The organism is Methylomonas sp. 2F7, from assembly GCF_057126975.1.
The window spans coordinates 1,744,061-1,758,691 of the sequence record NZ_CP195203.1; the positions used below are offsets into that span (position 1 = coordinate 1,744,061).

14 protein-coding genes and 2 tRNA genes are annotated in these 14,631 nt (G+C 48.5%); 13 read left to right on the forward strand and 3 right to left on the reverse strand.

All coding sequences use genetic code 11. The features are described from left to right. The 10 genes from thrS to ACR64Q_RS08010 all read left to right on the forward strand — a co-directional run bounded on the left by thrS (position 1) and on the right by ACR64Q_RS08010 (position 8,916). A complete protein-coding gene (thrS, locus tag ACR64Q_RS07965) occupies positions 1–1,908 on the forward strand; it encodes a threonine--tRNA ligase (RefSeq protein ID WP_026604520.1) in 1,908 nt (635 codons plus the stop codon). Positions 1,909–1,930: 22 nt separating this feature from the next. Continuing rightward, positions 1,931–2,455, forward strand: coding sequence for a translation initiation factor IF-3 (gene infC, locus ACR64Q_RS07970; protein ID WP_081607885.1), 525 nt, complete (start codon positions 1,931–1,933; stop codon positions 2,453–2,455). Between the two features lie 159 nt (positions 2,456–2,614). Continuing rightward, the gene (gene rpmI, locus ACR64Q_RS07975) at positions 2,615–2,812 is read left to right on the forward strand and encodes a 50S ribosomal protein L35 (RefSeq protein ID WP_020481987.1); all 198 of its coding nucleotides are present in this window, start codon (positions 2,615–2,617) and stop codon (positions 2,810–2,812) included. A 29-nt stretch (positions 2,813–2,841) separates the two neighbouring features. Continuing rightward, on the forward strand, positions 2,842–3,204 hold the full coding sequence (rplT, locus tag ACR64Q_RS07980; protein WP_020481986.1) for a 50S ribosomal protein L20: 363 nt from the start codon (positions 2,842–2,844) through the stop codon (positions 3,202–3,204). Between the two features lie 141 nt (positions 3,205–3,345). Continuing rightward, positions 3,346–4,365: a phenylalanine--tRNA ligase subunit alpha gene (pheS, locus tag ACR64Q_RS07985; protein ID WP_026604521.1), complete on the forward strand. Its 1,020-nt coding sequence runs from the start codon at positions 3,346–3,348 to the stop codon at positions 4,363–4,365. A 15-nt stretch (positions 4,366–4,380) separates the two neighbouring features. Further along, positions 4,381–6,756 carry a phenylalanine--tRNA ligase subunit beta gene (gene pheT / locus ACR64Q_RS07990; RefSeq protein ID WP_313734217.1) on the forward strand — a complete coding sequence of 792 codons (2,376 nt, stop codon included), beginning with the start codon at positions 4,381–4,383 and terminating at the stop codon, positions 6,754–6,756. A gap of 2 nt (positions 6,757–6,758) precedes the next feature. Further along, positions 6,759–7,055 carry an integration host factor subunit alpha gene (gene ihfA / locus ACR64Q_RS07995; protein WP_026146839.1) on the forward strand — a complete coding sequence of 99 codons (297 nt, stop codon included), beginning with the start codon at positions 6,759–6,761 and terminating at the stop codon, positions 7,053–7,055. After that, entirely contained in the window at positions 7,039–7,392 is a 354-nt protein-coding gene (locus ACR64Q_RS08000) for a MerR family transcriptional regulator (protein ID WP_020481982.1), read from the forward strand. Before ihfA ends, ACR64Q_RS08000 begins: the two co-directional genes overlap by 17 nt. A gap of 70 nt (positions 7,393–7,462) precedes the next feature. Continuing rightward, positions 7,463–7,539: transfer RNA gene (locus ACR64Q_RS08005), tRNA-Pro, on the forward strand. Between the two features lie 294 nt (positions 7,540–7,833). Next, entirely contained in the window at positions 7,834–8,916 is a 1,083-nt protein-coding gene (locus ACR64Q_RS08010; protein WP_313734218.1) for a phosphotransferase, read from the forward strand. A gap of 259 nt (positions 8,917–9,175) precedes the next feature. On the opposite strand, the gene ACR64Q_RS08015 is transcribed toward ACR64Q_RS08010, so the two are convergent. Together ACR64Q_RS08015 and ACR64Q_RS08020 are read right to left on the reverse strand one after the other, a co-directional pair. After that, positions 9,176–9,262 (reverse strand) — tRNA-Leu (locus tag ACR64Q_RS08015). A 398-nt stretch (positions 9,263–9,660) separates the two neighbouring features. Continuing rightward, positions 9,661–10,371, reverse strand: coding sequence for a DUF6901 family protein (locus ACR64Q_RS08020; RefSeq protein WP_313734219.1), 711 nt, complete (start codon positions 10,369–10,371; stop codon positions 9,661–9,663). A 221-nt stretch (positions 10,372–10,592) separates the two neighbouring features. Between ACR64Q_RS08020 and ACR64Q_RS08025 the strand changes: the two genes are divergently transcribed. From ACR64Q_RS08025 to ACR64Q_RS08035, 3 genes are all read left to right on the forward strand, one after another. Continuing rightward, a complete protein-coding gene (locus ACR64Q_RS08025; protein ID WP_313734221.1) occupies positions 10,593–10,982 on the forward strand; it encodes a lipocalin-like domain-containing protein in 390 nt (129 codons plus the stop codon). A 105-nt stretch (positions 10,983–11,087) separates the two neighbouring features. Continuing rightward, positions 11,088–11,903 carry a ferritin-like domain-containing protein gene (locus tag ACR64Q_RS08030; RefSeq protein WP_313734222.1) on the forward strand — a complete coding sequence of 272 codons (816 nt, stop codon included), beginning with the start codon at positions 11,088–11,090 and terminating at the stop codon, positions 11,901–11,903. Then, positions 11,896–13,068 (forward strand): NnrS family protein, encoded by a 1,173-nt coding sequence (locus tag ACR64Q_RS08035; RefSeq protein ID WP_313734223.1) that lies wholly within the window; start codon positions 11,896–11,898, stop codon positions 13,066–13,068. Before ACR64Q_RS08030 ends, ACR64Q_RS08035 begins: the two co-directional genes overlap by 8 nt. 323 nt (positions 13,069–13,391) lie before the next feature. On the opposite strand, the gene ispG is transcribed toward ACR64Q_RS08035, so the two are convergent. After that, on the reverse strand, positions 13,392–14,612 hold the full coding sequence (ispG, locus tag ACR64Q_RS08040; protein WP_313734225.1) for a flavodoxin-dependent (E)-4-hydroxy-3-methylbut-2-enyl-diphosphate synthase: 1,221 nt from the start codon (positions 14,610–14,612) through the stop codon (positions 13,392–13,394). Between the last annotated feature and the right edge of the window lie 19 nt (positions 14,613–14,631).

The following is a 14,631-nucleotide window of genomic DNA, read 5'->3' on the forward strand; positions in this document are numbered from 1 at the left end:
ATGCCTGTAATCACTTTGCCCGACGGCTCTCAGCGTCAATTCGACCAAGCGGTGTCTGTAATGGATGTGGCCCTTTCTATCGGTACGGGTCTGGCGAAGGCCACGTTAGCTGGCAAGGTCAATGGCAAGTTGGTGGATGCCTCCACGCTAATCGATTCCGATGTCAGCTTGCAAATCGTCACTGCCAAGGACGAAGAGGGTGTTGATGTAATTCGCCACTCCACTGCGCATTTATTGGCCCAGGCAGTCAAGCAATTATTCCCCTCGGCGCAGGTAACCATAGGTCCGGTGATAGAAAACGGTTTCTATTACGACTTTGCCTTTGAGCGTTCTTTTACACCTGATGATTTGACAGCCATTGAAAAGAAAATGGCGGAACTGGTTGCGCAGGATATTGCAATTAGTCGGTCCCTGTTGTCGCGGGACGAAGCTGTAAAGTTTTTTGAAGGTTTGGGCGAGAAGTATAAAGCTGAAATTATTTCTTCGATTCCTGCCAACGAAGATTTGTCTTTGTATCAGCAAGGCGAATTCACCGATTTGTGCCGTGGCCCGCATGTGCCCAGCACCGGCAAATTAAAAGCCTTTAAGTTAATGAAAATTGCCGGCGCTTACTGGCGCGGCGATTCAAAAAACGAAATGCTGCAACGCATTTACGGTACCGCATGGGGCGACGCTAAGGAGCTAGCCGCTTATCTGCATCGTCTGGAAGAAGCCGAAAAGCGCGACCACCGCAAAATCGGCAAGGCGCTGGATTTGTTTCATACCCAGGAAGAAGCCCCGGGCATGGTGTTCTGGCACGACAAAGGCTGGACTATTTATCAGCAAATCGAGCAATACGTGCGCGAGAAATTGCGCGTGAACGGCTACGGCGAAGTCAAAACGCCGCAAATTGTTGATCGTACTTTGTGGGAAAAGTCAGGGCACTGGGATAAGTTCAGTGCAATGATGTTTACCACACATTCGGAAAGCCGCGATTATGCGGTGAAACCGATGAATTGCCCCTGTCATATTCAAATTTATAATCAAGGCATTAAGAGCTACCGAGATTTGCCTGTGCGCCTTGCCGAGTTTGGCTCCTGCCACCGCAATGAGCCATCCGGTACTTTGCACGGTTTGATGCGGGTTAGAAACTTCGTACAGGACGATGCACACATCTTCTGTACCGAAGATCAGATTCAATCCGAAGTGTCTACGTTTATCGATCTGTTGTTCGAGGTATATAAGGATTTTGGCTTCGAAGAAGTGATTATCAAACTGTCGACTCGTCCGGAAAATCGCGTTGGTGACGATGCGGTCTGGGATAAAGCTGAAAATGCTTTGGAATTGGCGCTGAATACTAAAGGTTTGGATTGGCAGTTACAGCCGGGTGAAGGCGCCTTTTATGGTCCTAAAATTGAGTTCTCCTTAAAAGATTGTATAGGTCGAGTCTGGCAATGCGGTACTATACAGGTTGATTTCTCGATGCCGGAAAGGCTGGATGCCTCGTATATAGGCGAAGATAGCGCTAGGCATGTGCCGGTAATGTTGCATCGGGCGATCCTGGGTTCCTTGGAGCGATTCATCGGGATTTTGATCGAGCAATTTGCCGGAACTTTTCCATTGTGGTTGGCGCCGGTGCAGTTGGTGGTGATGAATATCACTGATCGCCATGCCGATTATGCCGAGGAAGTTAGGCGACAACTTGAAAAACAAGGTCTTAGAGTCAAAATTGACTTGAGAAACGAGAAGATAGGCTTTAAAATCCGTGAGCATTCCATGCAGCGAGTGCCGTATCTTTTGATTATCGGCGACAAGGAATTAGAAACTCACACTGTCAGTGTACGCACGCAGCAGGGCGAGGATCTAGGAAGTCTGTCAATTGGCGAACTTGGCGAACGCTTGAGAAACCAGATTGCGGATCGAAAATAATAACAACTTGGAGGATTAGGGTATCAGCTCTAAAAAAGATGCAACGCGCTTAAATACCGAAATTACCGCCAGGCGGGTTCGGGTAGTAGGCGCTGAAGGTGAACAAGTCGGGGTTGTTTCAATAAACGAAGCGTTACAGCTCGCCTACGATGCAAACATGGATCTGGTCGAAATATCGCCCAATGCCGATCCTCCGGTTTGCAAAGTCATGGACTTCGGCAAATACCAGTTTGAGTTAAACAAAAAACTGCAAGCCGCCAAGAAAAAGCAAAAACAAATCCAGATCAAGGAAATCAAGTTTAGGCCCGGTACCGAAGAAGGTGATTACCAGGTCAAGCTGCGTAGCCTGATCAAGTTTCTAAACGAAGGCGACAAAACCAAGATCACTGTACGTTTTAAAGGCCGGGAGCTAACTCATCGCGAGTTGGGCATGGACTTGTTGAAACGTATCGAAACCGATCTGGAAGAAATGGCCATAGTCGAGCAATTTCCCAAGTTGGAAGGCCGGCAAATGGTCATGGTGATGGGCCCGAAGAAAAAGAAATAATTCGATCACACGGTTTTAGCCGTTTTTTAAAACGGCAACGCGATTCAGGAACGAATCGGCTAGCGGATACTTTTGTGTCCGGAAATTCAATGGGGCCAAGCATTTTGCCTCACTGGGTTTTATCTCAGGGACTTTACTTTTAATCATTGGAGAAAACAAATGCCAAAAATGAAAAGCCATAGTGGTGCCGGCAAGCGCTTCAAGAAAATCGGAAGCGGCGGTTTTAAATGCAAACAATCGCATAAGCGTCATATCCTGACCAAAAAAACCACCAAACGTAAAAGGCAACTGCGTAAAACAGCCATTCTTCATCCGTCGGATACGCCATTGGTTGCGCGTATGCTGCCGTACAGTTGATTTGTCACCGTTATTGAAGAGAGTAGAACATGGCTAGAGTTAAACGCGGCGTCACCGCTAGAGCAAGACATAAAAAGATTTTAAAACTGGCAAAAGGTTACTACGGTGCCCGTAGCCGGGTTTACCGCGTCGCCAAGCAGGCGGTCATTAAGGCCGGTCAATACGCTTATCGCGACCGTAAACAGAAAAAACGCCAATTCCGCGCTTTGTGGATCGTGCGTATCAACGCTGCCGCACGTTTGTACGGTATCTCCTATAGCCGTTTGATCAACGGTCTAAATAAAGCCAATGTTGCGATTGATCGCAAAGTATTGGCCGATTTGGCTGTACGCGATATCGACGCTTTCGGCGCGATTGCGAAAGTGGCTATAGCAAACCAAAGCAAACCGTAAGGAAAATATTAAGCCGCTCCGCAAGAGCGGCTTAATCGCTCGACTCCCCGTTTCTGGCGGGGAATTTTCCGCCGTATCTCGTTTGGCGGGAACCTATCGTTTTGGAATCTCCCTCAATTGCAGACAAAAGTGAGCTGAGTCGTGTCGGCTAGTATCGAAGATATTGTTACGCAGGCATTACAAGAGCTTGCACATGCAACAGACCTCAGTCAACTCGATCAGGTCAGAGTCAATTACTTAGGCAAAAAGGGCCTGTTTACTCAGCAGATGAAAGAGCTGGGTAGTCTGGACCCCGAGCAACGGCGCAGTGCCGGGCAAGTTATCAACGATGCTAAAAACAAATTTCAAGAAGCGTTAGAAACGCGGAAGTTGACTTTAGAAAATGCCGAATTGGCGGCGCGTTTGGCTAGCGAATGTATTGACGTTACCCTGCCGGGGCGTGGCCAGACCGTATCCGGATTGCATCCTGTCACGATCACCTTGCGGCGGATTGCCAAAATTTTTGCCGAGGCCGGCTTTAATATCGTCGAAGGCCCGGAAATCGAAGACGATTACCATAACTTCGGCGCCTTGAATATTCCCGAACATCATCCCGCGCGGGCGATGCACGATACCTTCTATTTCGATGCACATACCGTATTGAGAACCCACACGTCGCCGGTACAGATTCGGGTGATGGAATCCGAAAAGCCGCCCCTGAAAATTATCGCGCCGGGCCGTGTGTACCGTTGTGATTCGGACATGACTCACTCACCCATGTTTCATCAGGTCGAAGGCTTCTTGGTCGATACCGACGTTAGTTTCGGTGACCTGAAGGGCGTCATTTTTGAGTTTCTGCGCGCCTTCTTCGAAAAAGAAGTCAACGTGCGCTTTCGGCCTTCCTATTTTCCGTTCACAGAGCCGTCTGCCGAATTCGATGTGTCCTGCGTCATGTGCGACGGCAAAGGTTGTCGCGTCTGTAAACAAACGGGCTGGCTGGAGGTCGGCGGTTGCGGCATGATTCACCCGGAAGTATTCAAATCGGTCGGTATCGATAACCAAGTTTATTCGGGCTTTGCCTTCGGAACCGGTGTCGAACGTCTGGCGATGATGAAATACGGCATCAACGACCTGCGGATGTTTTTCGAAAACGATTTGAAATTTTTACAACAGTTTAGGTAACGGTGGAAAATAATCATGCAAGTCAGTGAAGCCTGGTTAAGAGAACTAGTCAATCCGCCTGTCGCCACTGCCGAATTAGTCGTGCAATTGACCATGGCCGGTCTAGAAGTCGATGCCGTGACGCCGGTGGCAGCTGAATTTTCCGGGGTGGTGGTCGGCGAAGTACTTTCCACTATTCAACATCCAAACGCCGATAAACTTAGGGTTTGTCAGGTCAATGTCGACCAAGCTGAACCCCTGCAAATCGTTTGTGGTGCCAGCAATGTCAGGCCCGGTTTGAAAATTCCGGCAGCATTGATCGGTGCGGTGTTGCCCGGCGATTTCAGAATAAAAGAATCCAAGCTGCGCGGCGAATTGTCGTTCGGTATGTTGTGTTCGGAAAAAGAATTAGGCTTAGCGGTCAGTTCCGATGGTTTGATGGAATTACCGGCTGATGCACCGGTCGGTGTCGATATTCGCGACTATTTGACGCTGAATGATAACGTGATCGAGTTGGGCTTAACACCTAACCGTGCCGATTGCTTGAGCGTCGAAGGCGTTGCCAGGGAAGTGGCGGTGCTAAACAATCTGCCGTTCCAGGCAACGGCGTTTGCTGTTATCGAGCCGCAGCACCAACAAACCTTGGAAGTTAAGGTTGAAGCGACAGAAGCGTGTCCGGTTTATCTCGGGCGTTTGATCAAAAATATCAATCCCGCTGCGGTCACGCCAATGTGGATGCAGGAGCGTCTGCGCCGCTGTGGTATTAGAAGTTTAAGTCCGGTTGTTGATGTTACCAACTACGTCTTGATTGAACTGGGTCAACCGCTACATGCTTTCGATGCCGATAAACTGAGCGCACCTATCGTGGTTAGACGCAGCCGGGCCGGCGAGTCCTTGGCTTTACTGAACGACCAAACCATAGAATTGGATGGTGACGCCTTAGTCATTGCCGATCAAAAACAAGCCTTGGCTTTGGCTGGGGTGATGGGTGGCAAGGATAGTGCGGTATTTGGTGAGACTCGGGACATATTTCTGGAATGCGCGTTTTTTACACCGATTAATGTAGCCGGCAAGGCTCGTCAATTTGGTTTGCACACTGATTCCTCACATCGCTTTGAAAGGGGTGTGGATTTTAATTTGCAGCGCCGTGCCATAGAACGCGCGACACAACTGATCATCGAGATTGCAGGCGGCAGCCCGGGGCCAGTTCAGGAAATTACTGCTGTTGCGGCGCTGCCACCCAGAGAGCCAGTCAAATTGCGTAGTCAGCGTATCGCCAAAGTATTGGGTATCCAGTTCGGCGACGATGAAGTGCATGCGCTGTTTGAAGGATTGGGTATGCAGGTTCAAGTAGTCGAAAACGGTTGGGAAATTACCCCGCCAGGCTTTCGTTTCGATATTGCCATCGAAGAAGATTTGCTGGAAGAAATCGGCAGAATCTATGGATATAACAATCTACCTAGCAGTAGTTTGTTGATGCGCTCTGAGCTTGGCAAAGCACCTGAGGCACAGTTGCCATTGGCGAGATTGCAGGATTGCTTGGTAGATCGCGGTTATCAGGAAGCGATTACCTACAGCTTTGTTGATGAAGCGATACAAAATGCCGTCGCGCCTGGCGAAGAATTTATCCGGATTCAAAACCCTATATCCTCCGAGCTGGCTGTCATGCGCACTACGCTGTGGTGCGGTCTATTGAATGCGGCTTTGTACAACACGAATCGTCAACAGAGTCGTGTGCGCCTTTTTGAAGCCGGGTTGCGGTTTTTCTATGAAGACGGGCACATTCAGCAACGGAAAATGTTATCCGGTGTGGCCTTGGGGACGGTTAACGCCGAGCAATGGGGCGAAAAAGCCAGAAAGCTGGATTTCTTCGATGTGAAAGCCGATGTCGAAGCGTTATTCGGTTTAACGGGTATTACAGCGGAGTTTGTTGTCTATCAACATCCAGCATTACATCCCGGTCAAACCGCGCAAATCAAAAATTCAAGCGGCGAAGCAATAGGCTTATTAGGTATGCTGCATCCGACGCTGGAAAAACAATTAGGTTTCGATAGCCCGGTATACTTGTTCGAGCTGGAGCAGGAAGCCGTATTGGAACGGAAGGTTCCGAAATTCAGAGCGCTATCTAAATTTCCTTCGGTACGCCGCGATATGGCTTTGTTAGTGGAGGAGGCCGTATCGGCTACCGCAATTACCAGGGTTATTCAAGAATGTCGCGAGACGGCGATACGCGAAATATCGATCTTCGATATTTATCGTGGACCAGGCGTTGCCGAAGGTTATAAGAGTGTCGCGTTAGCTTTAGTCTTGCAGGATTTTACACAAACGCTTACCGACACTGAAATTGATGCTATATTTCGCAAAGTGCTGGACACTTTAGCGGCTAAACTGAATGCAAAATTGAGGGAGTGATTGTGGCATTAACCAAAGCAGATATTGCAGAGAAATTGTTTGAAGACCTCGGTTTAAACAAACGCGAAGCTAAAGAAATCGTAGAGTTGTTTTTTGACGAAATTAAAAAAAGTCTGGAGAGCGGCGAACAAGTAAAAATTTCCGGGTTCGGTAAGTTCGAGTTGCGCGACAAAAGCGGTCGTCCAGGTAGGAATCCAAAAACCGGTGAAGAGATTCCTATTACTCCGCGGCGTGTAGTGACCTTCAGAACAGGGCAAAAACTGAAAGCTCGAGTGGAAGCGTATGCTGGAACCCAGTAATAACAACGAATTACCGGTTATTCCGGCCAAGCGTTATTTTACGATTGGCGAAGTTAGCGACCTCTGTGCGGTAAAACCCCACGTATTGCGCTATTGGGAGCAGGAGTTTACCGAACTGAGTCCGGTGAAGCGCCGAGGTAACCGTCGTTATTACCAGCGTCACGATGTGTTGTTGATTCGACAAATTCGCGCTTTGTTATACGAGCAAGGTTACACGATAGGTGGGGCGCGTGCTCATTTGGCAAGTGGTAGCGCCAAGGAAGATAGTCTTCGTACCAAGCAACTTATTCATCAAATGATAGGCGAGTTGGAAGATATTTTGGAGCTCCTGAAATAGCCTTTCTCGAATAATGTGATATTATTACTAGCTTGCTCTGCTGGATGGGCATTGATTTAACGATAAACTTCGGGGCGTAGCGCAGCCTGGTAGCGCACTTGTCTGGGGGACAAGGGGTCGTGGGTTCGAATCCCGCCGTCCCGACCAAGTTTTTTGAGATTGAATATTGCATAGCCCGCAAGTTACTTGACTTGGCGGGCTTTTTATTGCTTGAAAAACTATAGGAATACACAGAATTTTGATAATTAGTTAATTACTGTTTGGGAACCTCTGATTAAATCAATTTTTCGAGAAGTCCTTGATAGCAAGCTGTTGATTTCATTGGTATTGAAATTTGAAACAACGAATTAATCAGGAGTTCCTTTGATCGATGAAATTAACTTGAATGAATACGGCTGCTAATATTTCGATTTATCAAATATTTGAGACTGGCTTAATCCGATGTTGAACCGTTTTAGAAACCATATTGTCGTGCATCGCCCGGATCAATTATCCCGACAATGGGCGCAACGTATCGTTAACCGATACGCAACCAGTGCCAAAGTCAGTGCAGTAGATATTCAATCCGTCAATATTGGCACATCGACGCGCTTGCGGCTTACGGTAAATCATGACGCTATCGGCGTCGTTCCAAGTCGATGGTTTGTAAAAACGCCTTCGCTGGCAATTAAGTCCAGAGCGATTACCGCTATACCGCGTTTATTGCATAAGGAAGTTCATTTTTATAATTCGCTTTCTCAGGGTGTGCCGGTGAATTTGCCGCAAATTTTAGCGGCTGAGAGTCAGTTAGGACGCGGTACTACATTGGTAATGACGGACCTGGACGAGCTGGGGTTTAGGCCCGGGCTTGCCGCCGACGCTCTGTCTTTGGAGCAAGCTCAGCGGGTGGTCGAAAAGTTAGCCGGTTTTCATGCTCACTATTGGGGCAATGCCAGGCTGCTGAAAACGCATCGCTGGTTAAACGGTTTTAGTCACAATGTCGAAAATCATATGGGTACCTTACTGGCTGTGCCGTTGATGAAGCGTGGCCTTGAGCGCGCAGGGCGCTTGGTGCCCAGCAAATTATATCGATCCGCACTGCACTATGCTGCGGATCGGCGGCGAATCACCAGAATATTGGCAGCCGGCGTGCAGACCCTGGTGCATCATGACTGCCATCCAGGCAACCTATTTTGGAATCACTCTGAGCCGGGCTTTCTGGATTGGCAATTGGTGCGGATGGGGGAGGGTGTTAGTGATCTTGCTTATTTTTTAGCGACATCGCTGAAGCCGGAGTCCCGGCGCGCTCATGAAAAACAATTGCTGAAGCTATATTTGGCGTCGTTAGCTAGTCACGGGATTGGCGGTTTGGATGAAGAGACGTATTGCCAACGATATCGCGCGCATTTGGTGTATCCGTTCGAAGCGATGATTGTTACCTTGGCTATAGGAGATATGATGGAGCACAATAGCAATTTGGAGTTAATTGCGCGCGTTTCAGCGGCAGTTGACGATAACGATAGCTATGCTGCGTTAGCCCTATAAACTTTTTAGCTGCGTTTTTGGCAGGTAGTTGTATGTTGGACTTGATGTGGGAATAGGCTCGAGACTATTCTGAGCAAATTTTGAGAGTTAGAATCTCTCTCGATAAGGTGATATATATTTTAGCGGGCTTATAAACCCACAATAATTTTAAATAAGTATTGAACTTATAATTTAATGCTACAGAGTTTGTAGCTATGAGAAAATCTACAAGGATTTTTTAATCTCTATCTTGCTGCTTTTTGCAAGAAGAAAATAAAAATGGTGCCGAGGAGAGGACTTGAACCTCCACAGGGTTACCCCTACTAGCACCTGAAGCTAGCGCGTCTACCAATTTCACCACCTCGGCATTGCTCGCGTTAGCAAGCAATTCGAGTATTATAAATACATGGCGGGTATGTGTCAACTTTGCTATTAGACACATCGCTGAGCAGCGTAATGTTCGCACGCCTGAAGGAGCACTGGCTTGACGTGACGCCAATCCAAACAGGTTCTTGATCATCAGGCAAAACGGGATGACCACATTGGAAAATTTATTGGCTCACCCTTGCTAGTCAGCGCCCAGCAGCAAGCCGGCCCATCTTCTCCGTATCAATCCGGAGGAACAGCGAACCGCGTTGCTTCAAGGGTTAGTTGTAGTTGTCAGTTGGTGATTCAGTCGTTCTGAGGCAGCGGTTTGGGCATCCGGGCTGCAGGTGTAACCTGGGGACGAGCGATAGTTTGTGCAACAAAGCCTTTGTCGGTAGGCTATTCAGCTAGTTTGCGGTATCCATCGAATAAATGATGAATTTCCTCAAGACCGTCTTCGATTGACCAAGAAACCGACTTTGACAATAAATCCAGCAAAATCACGCCGTTTACCGCTGCGTCTTCGCTAATCGCCGTTTTTAACCGTTGGCTTAAATGCAGGTTGATGACTTGTAAGTTTTGATAAAGCGCGAGCAGTTCATCCAGTTCCAGCGAATAGGGTAGTTTGTCTTTTTGGCGAAAATACTGTGCCAGCAGAAACATCGTAGTTACTCGGTAAATCGTTTCAGTTTGATCGGCCAGAGGTAAGTGAAAACGTGCCATTGGCTTTAAAAATTCGGTATGTGGGCACGGGCTGGTGGCCATAATTAAGCCTAGAATCGAACTGGCGATATGTTGAGCAGTGGTTTCGGCGCATATAGTTCTTCTATCGGTAATGACTTCCACAGCCATTTGCTTGTGGGAAACAAAGTGGCCACATAAATCTAACAGTGACACCAGATTAATGGCGACAGGACAATGTGGAACCTGTTCCGGATTTAACGGGCAATTGCGGCATTGCTGATACGCAAGCTCCGTCCAAAAAGGATAGGGGGGTGGAGCGGCAGAAATAAGGGTCATGCTTTGTTTATCAACTTCTATCAGGAAATCCGCGCTCTCGTAATCTTCGGCACTTAAACGGTAGGTAAAATGTAGGATGTCGTCGGACATATAAACTCGGCAAATTTGTGATATGCGTTTTCGTGGGTGAATTTCAATTTGGCTAAAGCGCGTTGTTGGGCGATTTTAGGTGCGCCAGTCACAGGCTGGCAAGGCTCAATGATACGGCTGGTTTAGCTTGAGTATAGTCGCGGTATCCAAGTAAAAGGGGCAGCCTCCGGCTCCATGCTACAATCGACGGTTCTAAAAACATAATCTCAAAAGGCTTTACCATGCAATTTATTAAACTCCCCGCTGTTGCTTTGCTGTTTTTATCTTTTAATGCCGCAGCGGATGTACAGCTGACCAAAGCCGATCTTTTGGGAACATGGCAAATCGACAAAGAATCGAACACCAGTGATGGCAGCAAGGCCCGTAGCTCTAATACTACCTGGACGTTTAAAGACGACGGCACGATCGAAGGTATGACTCATGAAAACGATTCGCACGCCAGAATTGACCAAATGCGGGCTGTGCTGAATTACTCTGTCGAAGGCGGCAAGATTGTCAAGCAGGCCGCGCCGGGCCGCTCGAAGATGGAAACCTGCGAGGCAATCGAAAAATCCGGCAACAATATGGTTTTGAAATGCCAAACTGTTTACTTCTTTATGTCTAAAAAATAGGAACGCCGGACATTCCCGATAGCGTCTTGCTTAGTTTGACCTATTTATTTAGCTGCCGGCAGGGATGGACTCATTGGGATTAACGTGAAAATAGGAACTTTGATTTTGGCAGAACAGATCCAAAGCCTATCCGATTTTGCGGAGCGCTGTTTGTTTAATGGCGATATTGAGCAAAAGCTTGTTTTAACTCATCAAGCCAGGCAGTTGTTAGATAACGGCTTATTATCCCTGCAGACAGCTGGCGCGGTATTGCCAATAAGCAATACCGTATTTCCGAGCCGGCCGGCATTGTTGATGCCACGTGAGATGCCTAAACGTCGTCTGGATTCCAACGAAGGTAAGGCGGCTTTTTTTCATGCACTCGCGCATATCGAGTTTGTGGCAATTTATTTGGCTTGGGACATCATTTACCGGTTTCCCGGCTTGCCCGATGATTTTTATCGGGATTGGCTGATCATCGCCGACGAAGAGGCACAGCATTTCGAGTTGATTCGCACCCATTTGCTTGGCTTGGGATTCGACTACGGCGATTTGCCCGCGCATCGCGGGCTTTGGTCGCATGCCGAAGATACTTCGGATGATATTTTGGCGCGCTTAGCGATAGTGCCGCGCTGTATGGAGGCGCGCGGATTAGATGTGACGCCGGGCATGATGGATAAACTGGTCGCAATTGACGATCAGCCAGGTCTGGCTATCTTGCGGCGGATTTACGACGATGAAGTCGGGCATGTCGAGCGCGGTTCTTACTGGTTCAATATTCTGACTAGACAGCGCGGTCTGGAACCTGAACACTGCTTCAAAGACTTGATTCTGAATTATTTCAAGGGCAAACCCAAAGGGCCCTTTAATCGAGAAGTGCGTATAATCGCCGGCTTCTCGAATAACGAAATCGATTGGCTGGAGGAGCGTTTGCATGAATAACAAACCGGTTTTTGATTATCCACTGTTTGCGATGGGCTTTAGGGCGTTTTTCGCGCTGGCGGGGTTATCAGCTCTGGCTTTGATTGCGCTGTGGAATTCGATGTCCAATGGTTCGCTGCATATCGATAATTACTTCACTGGTAGTACGTGGCACGCACATGAAATGTTGCTCGGCTATACCACAGCTGTGATTGCCGGTTTTTTACTGACGGCGGCGAGAAACTGGACCGGCTTGCAAACGGTTACTCCCGATCAATTGGCGTCGCTATGTTTTCTGTGGATTTATGGCCGGGTATTGCCTTTTTATTCGGAACTACTGCCCGATGCGTTGATAGGCGCCGTGGATTTCGTATTTTTACCGGTGTTGGCGTATTTTGTTGGTAAGCCTATTTTGAAAACAGGCAACTACCAAAATCTGATTTTTATCCCCTTATTGCTGTTATTGGCCTTGGGTAATGGTTTGATTCATGCCCAAGTTCTGGGTTTGGCCGATAGCGCCTCGCTAGGACTAATCCTGGTAGTTACCGTTATCGTCGCGATGATTTTGGTCATAGCCGGCCGGGTATTTCCGTTTTTTACCGAACGAGGGCTATCCGGGGTTATTTGTATTCGCAATCCACTATTGGATATAGCTGCTGTTGTCGTGAGTCTGGTGGTGTTTGCACTATTAATGCTGAATATATCCGGCGCTTTGTTGGCTTTTGCTGCGGTAGCGGCGATTGTAATTAATATTGTGCGAGTGGCGGCTTGGTACAACCCGCGGATTTGGTTTGTGCCCCTGCTTTGGGTTTTGTATGTCGGCTACGGTTGGTTGATTATTGGATTTGGCTTGGTAGCACTCGCTGCTTTTGGGGTGGTTCCGCAGTCTTTGGCCTTACATGCCTTTACTGTGGGCGGCATCGGCATTTTGACTCTGGGCATGATGGCCCGCGTTGCGTTGGGCCATACCGGTAGAGCCTTGAAAGCCTCGAATGTGATGGCGCTGGCCTTTGTGCTGATCAATTTGGCGGCGCTGTTTCGAGTGTTTTTTCCGGCGTTGTTGCCAAACTGGTATGGCGGTTTGGTAATGGTGTCCACCTATTGTTGGTTGGCGGCATTTTCTCTGTTTGCATTTTATTATTCGCCAATTTTGACGTCGCCCAGACTGGACGGGCAGCCGGGATAGCGTAGTTCATAAAAACAGCGGCGATGGCGGATGAGCTTGTCCCGGGAGTGACGCGTTTTACATTGAATTTGTTGGAGCGGCGGCTGGAAACGTAGGTTTGGTATATCGATTTACTGCGCAAAGAGGACAACGAGACGAGAGCGCATGGAAATTAATTGCAGGACAGGTTGATGTGAAGACGAGACTGGCGGAATTGACTTCGGTCAACGGCAGCAGTGGGCCTGTTGCTGGCAGGAGTAATGATCTCGGTCAGTGATAGGGGCGCTGATTGAATTATAAAAAAAAGGCGGCTCTTAGCCGCCTTTTTTTGTGTTGAAACGGTTTTACTGTGCGCTGTAATGCGATTCTATATAGCGCTCGACTATAGCTTGGAACTCTTCAGCGATATGGTCGCCTTTTAGGGTAACGGTTTTGAAGCCGTCTTCAAAAACCGGTGCGACAGGTGACTCGCCAGTGCCGGGTAGGCTGATGCCGATGTTGGCATTTTTGCTCTCGCCGGGGCCGTTAACGACACAGCCCATCACTGCGACTTTCATATCTTCCACGCCTTTGTATTTATCTTTCCAGACAGGCATTTGGTCGCGTAAATAGCCTTGAATGTCTTGCGCCAGGCGTTGGAAATAATCGCTGGTGGTACGACCGCAGCCGGGGCAGGCTACTACCATGGGGGTGAAGGAGCGGAAGTTCATGGTTTGCAGAATTTCCTGGGCCACGATCACTTCTTTGGTGCGCGCCGCACCGGGTTCGGGTGTTAGGGATACGCGGATGGTGTCACCTATGCCTTGTTGCATCAATACGCCTAGCGCTGCCGACGATGCGACGATGCCTTTGGAGCCCATGCCTGCTTCGGTAAGGCCTAAGTGCAGGGCGTAATCGCAACGGCTGGACAGGTCTTGGTAAATGCTGATCAGCTCCTGGACATCACTGATTTTGCAAGACAGAATGATTTTGTCTTTGCCCAATCCCAGCTCCTGGGCCTTTGCCGCGCTTTCCAGGGCAGAGAGTATAATGGCTTCGCGGGTGATCAAGGGTAATTCCTTGGGTTGCGCCAATTGCCTGTTCTCGTCGAGCAAGCGGGTCAACACGGCTTGATCAAGACTGCCACCGTTGACGCCGATACGTACGGGTTTGTTGTATTGAATCGCAAGCTCTATCATCTGCTGAAATTGCGGATCCCGCGCCTTACCTTTGCCGACGTTGCCGGGGTTGATACGGTATTTGGAAAGTGCTTGCGCGCAATCCGGATATTTTTCCAGTAACTTGTGGCCGTTGAAATGGAAGTCGCCGATAATGGGCACCGAAAAGCCTTTTTGCTCCAGTCGGTTGACGATTTCCGGTACGGCTTGCGCAGCTTCTTCGCGGTCGACTGTGATGCGGACCATTTCTGAGCCGGCTGTCGCTAATTCCATGATCTGTTGAACGCTTCCTGCAACATCAGCTGTATCGGTATTAGTCATGGATTGAACTACAATCGGAGCACCGCCGCCGACTTTTACGTTTCCTACCAAAACCTGTTGGGTGTGTTTTCTGGGGCTAATCGACATAGAATTGTGGTTTGCAAAA